This window comes from Rhizobium sp. K33 (assembly GCF_056501445.1).
In genome coordinates, this window is sequence record NZ_CP096478.1 from 4,098,913 (window position 1) to 4,113,046 (window position 14,134).

The following is a 14,134-nucleotide window of genomic DNA, read 5'->3' on the forward strand; positions in this document are numbered from 1 at the left end:
ATGGAAAAGACCTGGAATAACAAGGCCTGGTTCATGGTCATTCCGGTGCTGCTGCTGGTGGCCTTCTCGGCGGTCATCCCGCTGATGACCGTGGTGAACTATTCGGTTCAGGATACCTTCGGAAACAACCAGTTCTTCTGGGCCGGCACCGACTGGTTCGCCGACATCCTCTCGTCCGACCGCTTCTGGGATGCGCTCTTCCGCAACCTCGCCTTCTCGATGATCATCCTGGCCATCGAGGTTCCGCTTGGGATCCTGATCGCGCTCAACATGCCGAAGAAGGGCCTGGGCGTGCCGGTCTGCCTGGTCCTCATGGCGCTGCCGCTCCTCATTCCGTGGAACGTCGTCGGTACGATCTGGCAGGTCTTCGGCCGCGTTGACATCGGCCTTCTCGGCCACACCCTGAATGCGATGGGCGTGGACTACAATTTCACGCAGGATCCGGTCGATGCCTGGGTCACTGTCATCGTCATGGATGTCTGGCACTGGACGAGCCTCGTCGTGCTCCTCTGCTATGCCGGTCTCGTGTCGATCCCGGATGCCTATTACCAGGCCGCCAAGATTGATGGCGCCTCGCGCTTCTCCGTCTTCCGCTACATCCAGCTGCCGAAGATGAAGCGCGTTCTGCTGATTGCCGTCCTCCTGCGCTTCATGGACAGCTTCATGATCTATACCGAGCCGTTTGTCGTCACCGGCGGTGGTCCGGGCAACTCCACGACCTTCCTGTCCATCGACCTCGTCAAGATGGCGGTCGGGCAGTTCGACCTCGGGCCGGCGGCTGCCATGTCCATCATCTACTTCCTGATCATCCTGCTGCTGTCATGGGTCTTCTACACCGTCATGACCGTCAGCGATGCCAAGAGCCAGTGAGGAGGAGACCGATGAGCGCTTCCGACACCCGTTCCCGCTTCGGCTTCCTGATCCCGACGATCTACATCGTCTTCCTGATCCTGCCGATCTATTGGCTCGTGAACATGAGCTTCAAGACCAACAGCGAGATCCTCGGGGACTTCTCGCTGTGGCCGACCAATCCGACGATCGCCAACTACGCCGTGATCTTCACCGATCCGTCCTGGTACAATGGCTATATTAACTCGATCATCTACGTCGTGTTGAACACAGTGATCTCGGTTGCGGCGGCATTGCCGGCTGCCTATGCCTTCTCGCGCTATCGCTTCCTCGGTGACAAGCACCTCTTCTTCTGGCTGCTGACCAACCGTATGGCGCCGCCCGCCGTCTTCGCGCTGCCCTTCTTCCAGCTCTACTCCGCCTTCGGACTGATCGACACGCATATCGCAGTCGCCATCGCGCACTGCCTTTTCAACGTGCCGCTCGCCGTCTGGATCCTGGAAGGCTTCATGTCGGGCGTGCCAAAGGAGATCGACGAGACCGCTTACATCGATGGCTATTCATTCCCGAAGTTCTTCGTGAAGATCTTCATGCCGCTGATCGCGTCCGGCATCGGTGTCGCCGCCTTCTTCTGCTTCATGTTCTCCTGGGTCGAGCTGCTGATTGCCCGCACGCTCACCACGACGGATGCAAAGCCGATCGCGGCGACCATGACCCGCACGGTGTCGGCCTCGGGCATGGACTGGGGCGTGCTCGCCGCAGCCGGCGTCCTGACCATCATCCCGGGGGCGCTCGTGATCTATTTCGTCCGCAATTACATCGCCAAGGGCTTTGCCCTGGGCCGCGTCTGAGGAGGTTTCGATGGACTTTTCATGGATGGCCTGGACGACGCCGACCGCGATCTTCTTCCTCGTGATCTTCGGCCTGATCCTGTCGATGGCGGTCTGGGAATATGTTTCCCCCGGCGGCAATCCCCGCACCGGCATCCTGCGCTTCGAAACCACCCGCGGCGACCGTCTCTTCGTGTCGCTGCTCGGATCGGCTTTCATCAATCTCGCTTGGCTCGGTCTCGTGGGACCGAACCTGTGGTGGGCTCTCGCCCTGTCCGTGGTCTACGCCATCGGCGTCTTCCGCTACGTCTAGGGCAAGAAAAGACGGCTGGCGGCGGGAGGTCGCCATCCTCGAGACTGAACGTGAATGCAATCGCAACCTTAGGGAGGACATAATGCGAAAGCACCTTTTGACGACGACGGCTGCCATGCTTCTTGCCATGACGGGCGTCGCCTTTGCCGACATGGAAGCGGCAAAGCAGTTCCTGGATGCCGAAATCGGCGATATGTCGTCGCTGGATCGCGCCGGCCAGGAAGCCGAGATGCAGTGGTTCATCGACGCTGCAAAGCCGTTCCAGGGCATGGAGATCAAGGTCGTTTCTGAGACCATCACCACGCATGAATATGAATCGAAGGTCCTCGCTCCGGCCTTCACCGCAATCACCGGCATCAAGATCACCCACGATCTGATCGGCGAAGGCGACGTCGTCGAAAAGCTGCAGACGCAGATGCAGTCGGGCGAGAACATCTACGACGCCTATATCAACGACTCCGACCTGATCGGCACCCACTGGCGCTATCAACAGGTCCGCAACCTGACCGACTGGATGGCGAACGAAGGCAAGGACGTCACCAGCCCGACCCTCGACATCGATGACTTCATCGGCAAGTCGTTCACGACCGCTCCGGACGGCAAGCTCTATCAGCTGCCGACCCAGCAGTTCGCCAACCTCTATTTCTTCCGTTACGACTGGTTCAACGACGAGAAGAACAAGGCCGACTTCAAGGCCAAGTACGGCTACGATCTCGGCGTTCCGGTCAACTGGTCCGCTTACGAAGACATCGCCGAGTTCTTCACCGGTCGCGAAATCGACGGCAAGAAGGTCTTCGGCCACATGGACTACGGCAAGAAGGACCCGTCGCTCGGCTGGCGCTTCACCGATGCCTGGCTCTCCATGGCCGGCAACGGCGACAAGGGCATCCCGAACGGCCTTCCGGTCGACGAATGGGGCATCAAGGTCGACGAAAATTCTCGTCCGGTCGGCTCCTGCGTCGCCCGCGGTGGTGACACGAACGGCCCCGCTTCCGTTTACGCCATCGAGAAGTATCTCGAGTGGATGAAGAAGTATGCCCCTCCGGCTGCCCAGGGCATGACCTTCTCCGAATCCGGTCCGGTGCCGTCGCAGGGTGAAATCGCCCAGCAGATGTTCACCTACACCGCCTTCACCGCCGACTTCGTCAAGGAAGGCCTGCCGGTCGTGAACGAGGACGGCACGCCGAAGTGGCGTTTTGCTCCGAGCCCGCATGGCGTCTACTGGAAGGACGGCATGAAGCTCGGCTATCAGGACGCCGGTTCCTGGACGCTGATGAAGTCCACCCCGGAAGACCGTGCAAAGGCCGCCTGGCTCTACGCACAGTTCGTCACCTCCAAGACCGTCGACGTGAAGAAGAGCCATGTCGGTCTGACCTTCATCCGTCAGTCGACGCTTGATCACCAGTCCTTCACCGATCGCGCACCAAAGCTCGGCGGTCTTGTCGAGTTCTACCGCTCGCCGGCTCGCCTGCAGTGGTCGCCGACCGGCACCAACGTTCCTGACTATCCGAAGCTGGCGCAGCTCTGGTGGCAGGCCATCGGTGACGCGTCTTCCGGCGCAAAGACCGCCCAGGAAGCCATGGACTCGCTCTGCGCTGAGCAGGAAAAGGTCCTCGAGCGTCTCGAACGCGCTGGCGTTCAGGGCGACATCGGTCCGAAACTCGCCGAGGAAAAGACCCTCGAAGAGTGGAATGCCGATGCCGTTGCCAAGGGCAATCTCGCTCCGCAGCTGAAGATCGAGAACGAGAAGGAACAGCCGATGACCGTCAACTACGACGAACTGGTCAAGAGCTGGCAGAAGTGATCCGGATCATCCTCTGATCATTGACAACCGCCGGGGCGAAATCTACGCCCCGGCTTCTTCACATAAGGAGTTTGAGCCTGATGAGCGGTTACATTCTGGCCATCGACCAAGGAACGACCTCGACGCGCTCGATGATCTTCGATCACGAGATGCATATCGTCGGCGTCGCCCAGCAGGAGTTCACCCAGCATTTTCCGGATTCCGGATGGGTCGAGCATGATGCGGACGAGATCTGGCAGAGTGTTCTGGCAACCATCGAAAAGGCGCTCTCCGCCGCCAAGATCACGATTGTCGAAATCACCGCCATCGGCATCACCAACCAGCGTGAAACCGTGGTGGTCTGGGATCGCCAGAGCGGCAAACCCGTCCACCGCGCCATCGTCTGGCAGGACCGCCGCACCGCCCGCTTCTGCGATGAACTCAAGCAGAAGGGGCTGGAGCCGCTCTTCACGCAAAAGACCGGCCTGCTGCTCGATCCCTATTTTTCAGGCACCAAGCTCTCCTGGCTCCTGAAGAATGTGGACGACTTGCAGGCGCGCGCCGAAAAGGGCGAGATCTGCTTCGGTACGGTCGATAGCTGGCTCATCTACAAGCTGACCGGCGGCAAGGTTCATGCGACCGACGCGACCAATGCCTCGCGTACCCTAATCTATGACATCGGCGAAAACCGCTTCGACGATGAACTCCTCTCGATCCTCGAGATCCCGCGCGCCATGCTGCCGGAGGTCAAGGATTGCGCCGACGATTTCGGCATCACGGATGCGGCAGTCCTTGGCGCGGAAATCCCGATCCTCGGCGTCGCCGGTGATCAGCAGGCGGCCGTGATCGGCAATGCGTGTTTCGAGCCGGGCATGATGAAGTCGACCTATGGCACGGGCTGCTTTGCGCTGCTGAACACCGGCCCGGATCGCGTCGCCTCCTCGAACCGCCTGCTGACGACGATCGCCTACCGCATGAACGGCGAGACGACCTATGCGCTTGAAGGCTCGATCTTCATCGCCGGCGCCGCCGTCCAGTGGCTCCGCGACCAGATGGGCTTCGTGAAGGTCGCTTCGGAAACGGATGCGCTCGCCAGCAAGGCCGATCCCCATCAGCGCGTCTATCTCGTGCCTGCCTTCACCGGTCTCGGCGCACCCCATTGGGATGCCGATGCGCGTGGTGCGATCTTCGGCCTGACCCGTGGCACTGGCCCGGCCGAATTTGCCCGCGCCGTGCTCGAAAGCGTCGCCTACCAGACCCATGACTTGCTGGAGGCGATGAAGAAGGACTGGAACGGCAGCGCCTCGAAGACGGTGCTTCGCGTCGACGGCGGCATGGTCGCCTCCGACTGGACGATGCAGCGTTTGGCCGACATTCTGGCGGCCCCGGTGGATCGTCCCGTCGTGCTGGAAACCACCGTTCTCGGTGCAGCCTGGCTTGCCGGCTCCCGCGCCGGCCTCTGGCCCGACCAGAAGGGCTTTGCCGCCACCTGGAAGCGCGACCGCCGTTTTGAACCCGGCATGGACGCCGGCGAACGCGAGGCAGCGATCGCCGGCTGGCAGGACAGTGTTTCCCGCTGCCTGACGACGCGCTGAGCGCTCAGTCGATCAGCGAGACCAGAGTCTCCAGCCGGTCGGCATCCTTGGGCAGCTTGTCCTGACGCAGGCGAGCGATGCGGGGAAACCGCATCGCGACACCTGACTTGTGCCGCGTCGACCGCGCAATTCCCTCGAAAGCCACCTCCACGACGAACCCGTGCTCCGGCTCGGCGCGCAGCGCCCGCACCGGGCCGTAACGGTCAACCGTGTTGTTGCGCACGAAGCGATCGAGCACCTCCAGCTCCTCGTCGGTAAAGCCGAAATAGGCCTTGCCGACCGGCACCAGAACATCCCCTTCGCCGGGAATGGCCGTCCAGACCCCAAAGGTGAAGTCCGAATAGTAGCTGGAGCGTTTGCCATGCCCGCGCTGCGCATACATCAGCACGGCGTCAGCATTCATCGGGTCGCGTTTCCACTTGAACCACGGTCCCTTGGCGCGTCCGGCCTGATAGCTGCTGTCCAGCCGCTTCAGCATAACGCCTTCGATCACCGGGTCGGGTGGGGCGGCGCGAAGCTTCTCGAGCTCCTCCCAGGTCGAAAAGGGCACGAGCGGCGAAAGATCGAAACGGCGCGGTTCCAGCTGATCGACGAGAGCGCTGAGCCGCTTGCGTCTCGCCAAAAAGGTTTCCGGTCGCACATCCAGATCGCCATCGAACAGAATGTCGTAGGCGCGGATGAAGACCGGATAGTCATCCAGCATCTTCGCCGTAACCGTCTTGCGATTGAGCCGCTGCTGGAGGTCGGAAAAGGTGCGCGTCGGTGCATTCGTCCGCGACGTGCCACCCACCAGAAGCTCGCCGTCGATCACGCCATCGAACTGCGCGGCCTCGATTACATCGGGGAAGGCTCCCGAGATCTCGTCGCCCGAGCGGGAATAAAGCCGGCTTTTTCCCCCGGAGCAGGAGAGCTGTACGCGGATTCCGTCCCACTTCCATTCCGCAGCGAAGTCTTGCGGATCGAGATTGGGAAGATCCTTATCCTCGATCGGCGTCGAGAGCATCACCGAATGGAAGATCGCCGGCGTCGACAGGACAGGCTTGTCGACCTTGTCCTCCAGCCAGGCGAACAGCTCGGTATAAGGCGGCTTCAACCCGTGCCAGAGCCCCTCGATGTCGACGACATCCTTGTCGCCATAAAGGGCGAGCGCCTGCTTGGCGAGGCGCGCCGAGACCCCGATCCTCAATCCCCCGGTCACGAGCTTGATCAGCGCAAACCGCTCCGAAGTGTCGAGCCGGTCGAAGAGATCGCGCATGACCGCGCGCGTCTCGTTTCGACCGAGGCGTTGCAGCCGCTCAACGATCTTGGAAAGGCTTTCGAGATCCTGATCGCTCTCCGCCTCCGGCGCCTGCGGCTCCCAGACCAGCGAGATCGTCTCAGCAAGATCACCGACATAGTCATAGGAATACTGGAACAGGACCGGATCCATCCGCTCCAGCACCAGCTCCTTCAGGAGCGCCGGCTTTACGCCCTTGATGTCCAGCCCGTCGGTAAGGGCTGCTAGCGCATAACCGCGGTCCGGGTCGGCGGTATCGCGGAAGTAGTCGACGAGCAGTGTCAGCTTGCCATTGCGGCTGGGCGTCAGAACGAGGCGGTCGAGCAGGCGGGCAAAGGCCTTCATCTCAGTCGCCCTCGTCTTCGTAGCCGACCAGATGCAGCGGCCGCGCCTTGATGCCTGTAAGTTCGCACCAGCGCACGAGGGCTTCCTCGCGCCCATGCGTCACCCAGACCTCCTGAGGGCCGACTTCGCGGATCGTGTCGAGAAGCTCCGGCCAGTCGCAATGGTCGGAAATGACGAGCGGCAGTTCGACCCCGCGCTGCTTTGCCCGCTGACGCACCATCATCCATCCCGAGGCAAAGATCGCCAACGGGTCCTCGAAGCGCCGCGCCCAGCGATCATTGAAGGCCGAAGGCGGCCCGATGATCACGGCCCCTTTCAGCGCGCCGGACTTCTTGTCCTCGGTGGTTGCGGGTCTCAGCTCACCCAGCTCAACGCCCTGTTCGCTATAATAGTCGCAGAGCCGCGCCATGGAGCCGTGAATATAGATCGGCTTCTCGTAACCGCCACGCCGGATCAGCGAGATCACCCGCTGCGCCTTCCCCAGCGCATAGGCGCCGATGAGGTGGCTGCGCTCGGGAAACTGCTGGAGTGATCTCAGAAGCTTTTCGATCTCGCGCCGTGGCTCCGGATGATGAAAGACGGGCAGCCCGAAGGTGGCCTCGGTGATGAAGACGTCGCAAGGGACGGGCTCGAAACTCGCGCAGGTCGGATCCGCCCCGCGCTTGTAGTCGCCGGAGACGACGATGCGCGTCCCTTGCGCCTCGATCTCGATCTGGGCGGACCCCAGCACATGGCCCGCCGGATGAAATCGGACCGTGACGCCATTGACGGAGATGGTTTGCCCGAAGTCGGCACCTTGCGATGTGCCGCAGAAGTCCTCGCCATAGCGGATCGCCATGATGTCGAGCGTCTGACGGGTGGCGAGCACATGGGCATGACCTGAGCGCGCATGATCCGAATGGCCATGGGTTATCAGTGCCCGGTTGACGGGCCGGACCGGATCGACAAAAAAATCACCCAGCGGGCAATAGAGCCCACCGGGTGTCGGATGGAGAAGAAGGTCCGGCTTGATCATGCCGAAAACATAGGGCGGTCAGGTCGTGCCTTCCAGCACTCACTGCGCAAAGCGCGAGACGGCCAGATAGCCCGCAGCCGCAGCGGTTGCCGTGAGGAACGCGCCCCAGGCCATGTCGACCAGGCTCATCTGCAGCGACCAGCCCTTCAGCGTGGCGAGGTTCGTCATGTCATAGGTGCCATAGGCGAGCAGTCCGAGCAGGGCCCCATTGATCAGCGCGGTCACCAGGCTGCCTGCCGAGACCGCCGGCATCACCGCGAAATACACGACGCCGACCACGTAGAAGAGATAGAAGACCCCCGCTGCGGCGAAGTTCGGCGACGCCAGCATGAGGCTGCCGATCTGCTCGCGGTAAAAACCAATCGCGATCCGGGTGAGCCAGAGATAGTCGAGGGCAAAGAAGACGACAGCCGTCGAGATGTAGGCGATCACGTAAGGCATATGTCTTCCCCCACGGCCGGGCACACGCCCGGCCTTCAATCAGATACCGAGAACCGGCTGGACCAGACGGACCAGGAAGCTCTTGAACTTCAAAGGCGCATCGGTCACGGCAAGACAGATGCAATCTTCCTCCGGCGTCGCGACCGGCTGGTGCGTCAGCGTTTCATCCGCTTCTTCGAGGTCGCCGCGCTTGAACACGGTTTCACCATCGGTGAAGGCTCCCTTGAGCACCAGTGTGAGCTCGCGCCCGCCATGCGAATGCTCGGGCACCGGCTTGCCGGCCGGAATCTTCAACAGGCGAACCTGGCTTTCGGCGTCACCTGTCTTGATCGGAATGTGATAGGCACCACGGCCGAGCGACTTCCACTTCAAGGCGTCGACGTCGCCGCCGACATAGGAGCGCAAAGGCTCGGGCAGGACCGGTACGTCCGCTGGGGTTGCGACAGGCTTCGCCGTGGCCGTACGTGAAGAGCCTTGCGCCTTCAGCTTCGCCTTCATCGCCGACCAGCTGTCAGCAGATGAGGTCTCTTCGGCCACCACTTCGGTCGCCTCGAGGATCTGCCCGCCGGTGTGCTCCATGAAGGACAGCCGGTCGCGGCAGGCCGGGCAAAGCGCCAGATGCGTGGCAACGGCAATGCTCCAGCCTTCGGCAAGATTGCCGGTGGCGTAATCGAGCAGCAGCTCGTCGCTGATATGGTGTTGAACGTGGAGCGTCATGCCCGCTCCTCCAATGCTGCGCGCAGCTTTGCGAAAGCGAGGCGGATGCGCGACTTGACGGTTCCCATGGGCAGACCGAGTTCGGCTGCGATCGTGCTGTGGGATGCTTCTCTGTAGAATGACATTTTGAGGAGTTCGAGCTGTTCGGGTGGTAAGGTTTCCATGGCGCGGCGAAGACGGTCTGCCTCCTGCCTGCCTTCGAATTCGACATCGGCCGGCGGCACGTCGTCTGGCACGAATGCCGGGTCGGACGGGTCGAAGGCCGGGCGCCTTTCGCGGCGAAACGCGTCGATGCGCTGATTGCGAGCGATGGTGAAGATCCAGCTGGAGACATTCCCGCGCGTCGGGTCGAATTGCTCCGCCTTGTTCCAGACGGCGAGCATGGTCTCCTGCATCAACTCTTCGGCCGCCTGCCCATCGCGGGCGAGCTTGGCCATATATGCACGTACCTTTGGGCCGTAGTATTTGAAGAGCTCTTCGAAGGCTTCGATATCGCGATCACGGCCAACGGCGGCCAGCAATTGCGAGAGATTTCGCTGGTCCAGTTCTTTCACAGACTCGGTCATCGATACGCTTTTTTTCCCTCGTTTGAGCGGCGCAACGACCTGTTGCCGCGCTATCCGCCCGGGGTCATTCTGGCACGCATCTGCCGAGATGTGTATCGCGTTCATCATGAAGCCGTCTACGCCGCCTCACTTCTGCTGGATCACTGCACGTGAATTTATTCGTGGTGATCGATCCATTGCGAAAAACCGTGCGTAATCATGGCATATGCATCAGCGACACGATTGGCAAAGGGCGGGTAATGAGCACTGGTATCACGAAGGCCGCATCCGGCGGTAAACGCAGGATCGCGGTCATCGGTTCGGGAATTTCGGGTCTGTCCTGCGCCTGGCTCCTGTCGAAAAGCACCGATGTCGTTCTCTACGAAACCGAGAACCGGCCCGGCGGTCACTCCAACACCGTGCTGGCGCCGGGTGCGAAGAAGGACATTCCGGTCGACACCGGGTTCATCGTCTATAACGACCGCAATTACCCCAATCTGGTGAAGCTCTTCGAACATCTCGATGTGCCGACGCTTGCCTCGAACATGTCCTTTGCCGCCTCGCTGGGGGGAGGGACCTTCGAATATTCTGGCTCCGGTCTCTCGGGTCTCCTGGGCCAGAGGTCGAACATCCTTCGCCCGCGATTCTGGCGGATGGTGAGAGACATCCTCCGCTTCTACAAGGAAGCTCCCGGTCTGCTCGAGCGCCCGGAACTCGAGGGCGTTTCCCTTGGCGACTATCTGGCATCGGCCGACTATGCGCCCTCCTTCGTGGACGATCATCTGCTTCCGATGGGCGCGGCCATCTGGTCGACGACCGCCTCGGAAATGCGGCTTTATCCCCTGCACGCCTTCATTCGGTTTTTCGCCAATCACGGGCTGCTGGTCCTGAAGAACCGCCCCCAGTGGCGAACGGTCAAGGGCGGCAGCCGCGAATATGTTGCGCGGATTCTCGCGGATTTTACCGGTGAAGTCCGGCTCGGTACGGCCGTGACGGGTGTTCGCCGTGGCATTGCAGGCGTCGAAGTCACCGATATTCATGGCGCCGTGGAAGCCTTCGACGATGTCGTGCTCGCCACCCACGCAAACCAGAGCATCGATCTCCTGGAGGATGCCGATCAGGACGAGATCGACGTGCTGGAATCCTTCCAGTACACGCCCAATCTGGCCGTCCTGCATTCCGACGAAAATCTCATGCCGAAGCGCAAGGCTGTCTGGTCGAGCTGGAATTACGTCGCCGAAAAGCAGGCCGATGCCAGTGAAACCCTTTGCGTCACCTACTGGATGAACAAGCTGCAGTCGCTCGATCCGGCGACCCCTCTTTTCGTCACGCTCAATCCGTGCCGTCCGATCGACCCCACAAAGGTCATCCAGACCTTCAACTACGAACATCCGCTTTTCGACGTTGCGGCCATCCGCGCCCAGCGCCGCATCTGGCAGCTTCAGGGCCGCCGCAACACGTGGTATTGCGGCGCCTATTTCGGCAGTGGCTTCCATGAGGATGGGCTGCAGGCGGGCCTTGCCGTCGCCGAAGCCCTCGGCGGCGTGCGCCGTCCCTGGTCGGTCGAAAACGAGTCCGGTCGCATCGTCATCAGTCGCCAACTCGAGGCGGCGGAATGACATTGCGCTCCGCCGTCTATGCCGGGCATGTGCTGCATGTCCGCAGCCGACCCAAGAAACACAGCCTCCGCTACAGCGTCTTCTCGCTGCTGATCGATCTCGACGAGATCGATGAGCTGAACGAGCGCTTGCGCCTCTTCGGCTATAACAAGGGCGCCCTCTACTCGGTCCACGACGCAGACCATGGGAACGGTCGTCGAGGGGACCTGCGCAACTGGGTCCACGAGCGTTTGAGCGCCGCAGGTCTGGAGGGTGACGGCTGGAAGATCCGCATGCTCTGCTATCCCAGGATCTTCGGCTATGTTTTCAACCCGCTCACCGTCTACTTCTGCTACCGCGCCGAGGGCGGCCTCGCGGCGGTTCTCTACGAAGTGTGCAATACGTTCAACGAGCGCCACACCTACGTTATCCCGGTCGAAGGAGAGACGGCGGGCGAGATCCTGCGCCATCGCTGCGCCAAGGAAATGTATGTCTCGCCCTTCATGCCGATGAACTGCGAATACAATTTCCGCATCAGCCCGCCGGATGAAAACGTCGCCATCAACATCGGCGAAAGCGACCCCGACGGGCCGCTCCTCTTCGCCAGCTTTTCGGGCGCACGGCGCCCCTTGTCGGATACCGGCCTATTGATCATGTTGCTGAAATATCCCTTGATGACGCTCAAGGTGATGGGGGGCATTCACTGGGAGGCGCTGAAGCTCTGGTGGAAGGGCGTGCCTGTCTATCGACACAAGCCCGCAGCATCGAAAATTGCGTCCACGATCGTTGTGCAGAATGGGATGAACAAGTCATGAGTCATGCTGAACAGGAAATGCACCCTGTCGTTAGCCCTCTCACATTCTGGCAGCGTATGATGTGCCGCTGGGCCGATCGCATTGCCGTCGGTCGCCTGACCCTGCAATTCGAAGGCTATGGCGAACACGTGGCGATCGGAGCCACGCCCGGTCCCAATGCCGTCCTTTGCGTTCGCAATGCAAGCCCGGTTGTGCGCATCCTCACCAGCGGCACTCTTGGCTTCGCCTCGTCCTTCATCGATGGCGATCTGGATTCTCCCGATATCGGCGCGGTGCTGGAGCTTGCACTGGCCAACGAGCCCCAGCTCGGTCGGGTGCTGGCATCCTCCTCGATCTTCAAGACGCTGGCCCGCCTGCGGCACAAGTTACGCCGCAACTCGAAAAAAGGCAGCCGCCGGAATATCGCCTATCACTACGACCTCGGTAATGCCTTTTATGGCCTCTGGCTCGACCAGACGATGACCTATTCTTCCGCGCTCTACAGCGCGCCGGGCATGACGCTCGCCGATGCGCAGGAGGCAAAATATGCCCGCATCGTCGAGGAGTTGCAGATCGGCCCGGACGATCATGTCCTGGAGATCGGCTGCGGCTGGGGCGGCTTTGCCGAGCACGCGATCCGCAAGACCGGTTGCCGCGTCACCGGCCTCACACTTTCCACCGAACAGGCGAAATTCGCGCGCGACCGCCTCGAAAAGGCAGGCTACGCCGACCGGGTGGATATCCGCCTGGAGGATTATCGCGACTGCCGCGGGCACTACGACAAGATCGTCTCGATCGAGATGTTCGAGGCTGTGGGCGAGGAAAACTGGCCGATCTATTTCAAGGCTGTTCAGGAGCGGCTGGTAAAGGGCGGCAAGGCGCTGATCCAGACGATCACCATCGACGAGAGCCGCTTCGATTATTATCGCCGCAGCGCGGATTTCATCCAGACCTATATTTTCCCGGGTGGCATGCTGCCGTCCGTCACGGTCTTCGAACGGGATGCGAAAGCTGCTGGTCTGGAGATCGGCGACCGTTTCCGCTTCGGCCGCGATTATGATCGCACCCTGATCGCCTGGGACCACGCCTTCACCGCTAACTGGCAGAAGATCGAGCCCTTGGGTTTTGACCGCCGCTTCTACCGCATGTGGCGGCTTTATCTGCATTACTGCGCGGTCGGCTTCCGTTTCGGACGCATCGACGTCGTGCAGTTCAGGCTGGACAAGCCAGCCTGAACAATTTTCCCATCTCAGGAAGGCGCCACTGGCTGTTGAACGGTCAGCGGAGCATCTTGCGCGTGAGCGCGAAGCGGAGCGAGTGGGGCAGGGCGTGCAGAAGCCGGATGGCAACTGCCATCTTCCAGGGGAAGATGATCTCGAATTTGCCCTTGGCCAGCCCCTTGGCGATCGTGTCCGCCGCTTCTTCCGACGAGACGAGGAAGGGCATCGGGAAGTCGTTCTTCTTGGTCAACGGCGTGTCGACGAAGCCTGGATTGATGATGGTGATCTTCACCCCGGACCGTTCGAGCTCCGGATAAAGCGCTTCGCACATCACGTTGAGAGCGGCCTTGGTCGCTCCATAAGTTGCCGCGCCGGGAAGGCCGACATAACCGGAGACCGAGGCCACCACCGCAATATGGCCGCTGCGCCGCGCCGTCATCGCGGGCATGACGGTTTCGAGGCATGACGCCGTGCCGAGCACGTTGAGCTCGAACATCTGCCGGGTGCGGGCGCTGTCGAAATCCTTCGCGTAATCGCGCGTGTAGGACCCGGCTGCGAAAACGGCGAGATCCACCGGTCCCATGTCGCTTTCGACCGCGGCGAAGACCTGCTTCACGGCCGCGGGGTCCGTCACGTCGAGGGGATAGACGCCGATCTTGCCGGGATGGTTCGAAGCGAGTTCGGCAAGGGCATCTGCGCTCCGCGCGCTGACCGCGACCCGGTATCCATCTCGCAGCAGACGCTCTACCAATGCTTTCCCGATGCCGGAGCTTGCCCCGGTAATCCATGCGATTTTGGTCATGATATCCTCTT

Annotated in this window: 14 protein-coding genes; 8 read left to right on the forward strand and 6 right to left on the reverse strand. The window is 61.4% G+C overall.

Features of this window, described 5'->3' with window-relative positions:
- The 5 genes from M1E12_RS19710 (at position 1) to glpK (ending at position 5,370) form a co-directional block, all read left to right on the forward strand.
- Positions 1–870 (forward strand): carbohydrate ABC transporter permease, encoded by an 870-nt coding sequence (locus tag M1E12_RS19710; RefSeq protein WP_113458117.1) that lies wholly within the window; start codon positions 1–3, stop codon positions 868–870.
- An 11-nt stretch (positions 871–881) separates the two neighbouring features.
- The gene (locus tag M1E12_RS19715) at positions 882–1,700 is read left to right on the forward strand and encodes a carbohydrate ABC transporter permease (protein WP_136539808.1); all 819 of its coding nucleotides are present in this window, start codon (positions 882–884) and stop codon (positions 1,698–1,700) included.
- A gap of 10 nt (positions 1,701–1,710) precedes the next feature.
- Positions 1,711–1,992, forward strand: coding sequence for a DUF2160 domain-containing protein (locus M1E12_RS19720; RefSeq protein ID WP_113458119.1), 282 nt, complete (start codon positions 1,711–1,713; stop codon positions 1,990–1,992).
- A gap of 82 nt (positions 1,993–2,074) precedes the next feature.
- Positions 2,075–3,796 (forward strand): ABC transporter substrate-binding protein, encoded by a 1,722-nt coding sequence (locus M1E12_RS19725; RefSeq protein ID WP_136539810.1) that lies wholly within the window; start codon positions 2,075–2,077, stop codon positions 3,794–3,796.
- Between the two features lie 80 nt (positions 3,797–3,876).
- Positions 3,877–5,370, forward strand: coding sequence for a glycerol kinase GlpK (glpK, locus tag M1E12_RS19730; protein ID WP_479563000.1), 1,494 nt, complete (start codon positions 3,877–3,879; stop codon positions 5,368–5,370).
- A 4-nt stretch (positions 5,371–5,374) separates the two neighbouring features.
- Here the strand turns inward: glpK and M1E12_RS19735 are convergent, their stop codons facing one another.
- From M1E12_RS19735 to M1E12_RS19755, 5 genes are read right to left on the reverse strand one after another with little or no spacing between them, the layout of a single operon-like run.
- A complete protein-coding gene (locus M1E12_RS19735) occupies positions 5,375–6,991 on the reverse strand; it encodes a cisplatin damage response ATP-dependent DNA ligase (protein ID WP_479563001.1) in 1,617 nt (538 codons plus the stop codon).
- Position 6,992: 1 nt separating this feature from the next.
- Positions 6,993–8,006 (reverse strand): ligase-associated DNA damage response exonuclease, encoded by a 1,014-nt coding sequence (locus M1E12_RS19740; protein ID WP_479563002.1) that lies wholly within the window; start codon positions 8,004–8,006, stop codon positions 6,993–6,995.
- 39 nt (positions 8,007–8,045) lie between these two features.
- Complete coding sequence (locus M1E12_RS19745) at positions 8,046–8,447, reverse strand: DUF2177 family protein (RefSeq protein WP_310239697.1); 402 nt, start codon at positions 8,445–8,447, stop codon at positions 8,046–8,048.
- 39 nt (positions 8,448–8,486) lie between these two features.
- Positions 8,487–9,164 (reverse strand): ChrR family anti-sigma-E factor, encoded by a 678-nt coding sequence (locus M1E12_RS19750; RefSeq protein WP_479563003.1) that lies wholly within the window; start codon positions 9,162–9,164, stop codon positions 8,487–8,489.
- Positions 9,161–9,730 carry a sigma-70 family RNA polymerase sigma factor gene (locus M1E12_RS19755; protein ID WP_113458126.1) on the reverse strand — a complete coding sequence of 190 codons (570 nt, stop codon included), beginning with the start codon at positions 9,728–9,730 and terminating at the stop codon, positions 9,161–9,163. Before M1E12_RS19755 ends, M1E12_RS19750 begins: the two co-directional genes overlap by 4 nt.
- A 239-nt stretch (positions 9,731–9,969) precedes the next feature.
- Here M1E12_RS19755 and M1E12_RS19760 point away from each other — a divergent pair, with 239 nt between their 5' ends.
- Genes M1E12_RS19760 through M1E12_RS19770 form a run of 3 tightly spaced genes read left to right on the forward strand, consistent with a single transcriptional unit; the run spans position 9,970 to position 13,336 of the window.
- Entirely contained in the window at positions 9,970–11,328 is a 1,359-nt protein-coding gene (locus M1E12_RS19760) for an NAD(P)/FAD-dependent oxidoreductase (protein ID WP_479563004.1), read from the forward strand.
- Positions 11,325–12,122 carry a DUF1365 domain-containing protein gene (locus M1E12_RS19765; protein ID WP_479563005.1) on the forward strand — a complete coding sequence of 266 codons (798 nt, stop codon included), beginning with the start codon at positions 11,325–11,327 and terminating at the stop codon, positions 12,120–12,122. Before M1E12_RS19760 ends, M1E12_RS19765 begins: the two co-directional genes overlap by 4 nt.
- Entirely contained in the window at positions 12,119–13,336 is a 1,218-nt protein-coding gene (locus M1E12_RS19770) for a class I SAM-dependent methyltransferase (protein WP_479563006.1), read from the forward strand. The genes M1E12_RS19765 and M1E12_RS19770 overlap by 4 nt, the downstream gene beginning before the upstream one ends.
- Positions 13,337–13,379: 43 nt before the next feature.
- Here M1E12_RS19770 and M1E12_RS19775 read toward each other — a convergent pair whose 3' ends face one another.
- The gene (locus M1E12_RS19775) at positions 13,380–14,123 is read right to left on the reverse strand and encodes an SDR family NAD(P)-dependent oxidoreductase (protein ID WP_479563007.1); all 744 of its coding nucleotides are present in this window, start codon (positions 14,121–14,123) and stop codon (positions 13,380–13,382) included.
- Between the last annotated feature and the right edge of the window lie 11 nt (positions 14,124–14,134).

What these genes read in the sequence shown, in the direction of transcription:
- M1E12_RS19710 (WP_113458117.1), top strand. Translation starts at nt 1, where the DNA reads ATGGAAAAGACCTGGAATAACAAGGCCTGGTTCATGGTCATTCCGGTG.
- M1E12_RS19715 (WP_136539808.1), top strand. Translation starts at nt 882, where the DNA reads ATGAGCGCTTCCGACACCCGTTCCCGCTTCGGCTTCCTGATCCCGACG.
- M1E12_RS19720 (WP_113458119.1), top strand. Translation starts at nt 1,711, where the DNA reads ATGGACTTTTCATGGATGGCCTGGACGACGCCGACCGCGATCTTCTTC.
- M1E12_RS19725 (WP_136539810.1), top strand. Translation starts at nt 2,075, where the DNA reads ATGCGAAAGCACCTTTTGACGACGACGGCTGCCATGCTTCTTGCCATG.
- glpK (WP_479563000.1), top strand. Translation starts at nt 3,877, where the DNA reads ATGAGCGGTTACATTCTGGCCATCGACCAAGGAACGACCTCGACGCGC.
- M1E12_RS19735 (WP_479563001.1), bottom strand. Translation starts at nt 6,991, where the DNA reads ATGAAGGCCTTTGCCCGCCTGCTCGACCGCCTCGTTCTGACGCCCAGC.
- M1E12_RS19740 (WP_479563002.1), bottom strand. Translation starts at nt 8,006, where the DNA reads ATGATCAAGCCGGACCTTCTTCTCCATCCGACACCCGGTGGGCTCTAT.
- M1E12_RS19745 (WP_310239697.1), bottom strand. Translation starts at nt 8,447, where the DNA reads ATGCCTTACGTGATCGCCTACATCTCGACGGCTGTCGTCTTCTTTGCC.
- M1E12_RS19750 (WP_479563003.1), bottom strand. Translation starts at nt 9,164, where the DNA reads ATGACGCTCCACGTTCAACACCATATCAGCGACGAGCTGCTGCTCGAT.
- M1E12_RS19755 (WP_113458126.1), bottom strand. Translation starts at nt 9,730, where the DNA reads ATGACCGAGTCTGTGAAAGAACTGGACCAGCGAAATCTCTCGCAATTG.
- M1E12_RS19760 (WP_479563004.1), top strand. Translation starts at nt 9,970, where the DNA reads ATGAGCACTGGTATCACGAAGGCCGCATCCGGCGGTAAACGCAGGATC.
- M1E12_RS19765 (WP_479563005.1), top strand. Translation starts at nt 11,325, where the DNA reads ATGACATTGCGCTCCGCCGTCTATGCCGGGCATGTGCTGCATGTCCGC.
- M1E12_RS19770 (WP_479563006.1), top strand. Translation starts at nt 12,119, where the DNA reads ATGAGTCATGCTGAACAGGAAATGCACCCTGTCGTTAGCCCTCTCACA.
- M1E12_RS19775 (WP_479563007.1), bottom strand. Translation starts at nt 14,123, where the DNA reads ATGACCAAAATCGCATGGATTACCGGGGCAAGCTCCGGCATCGGGAAA.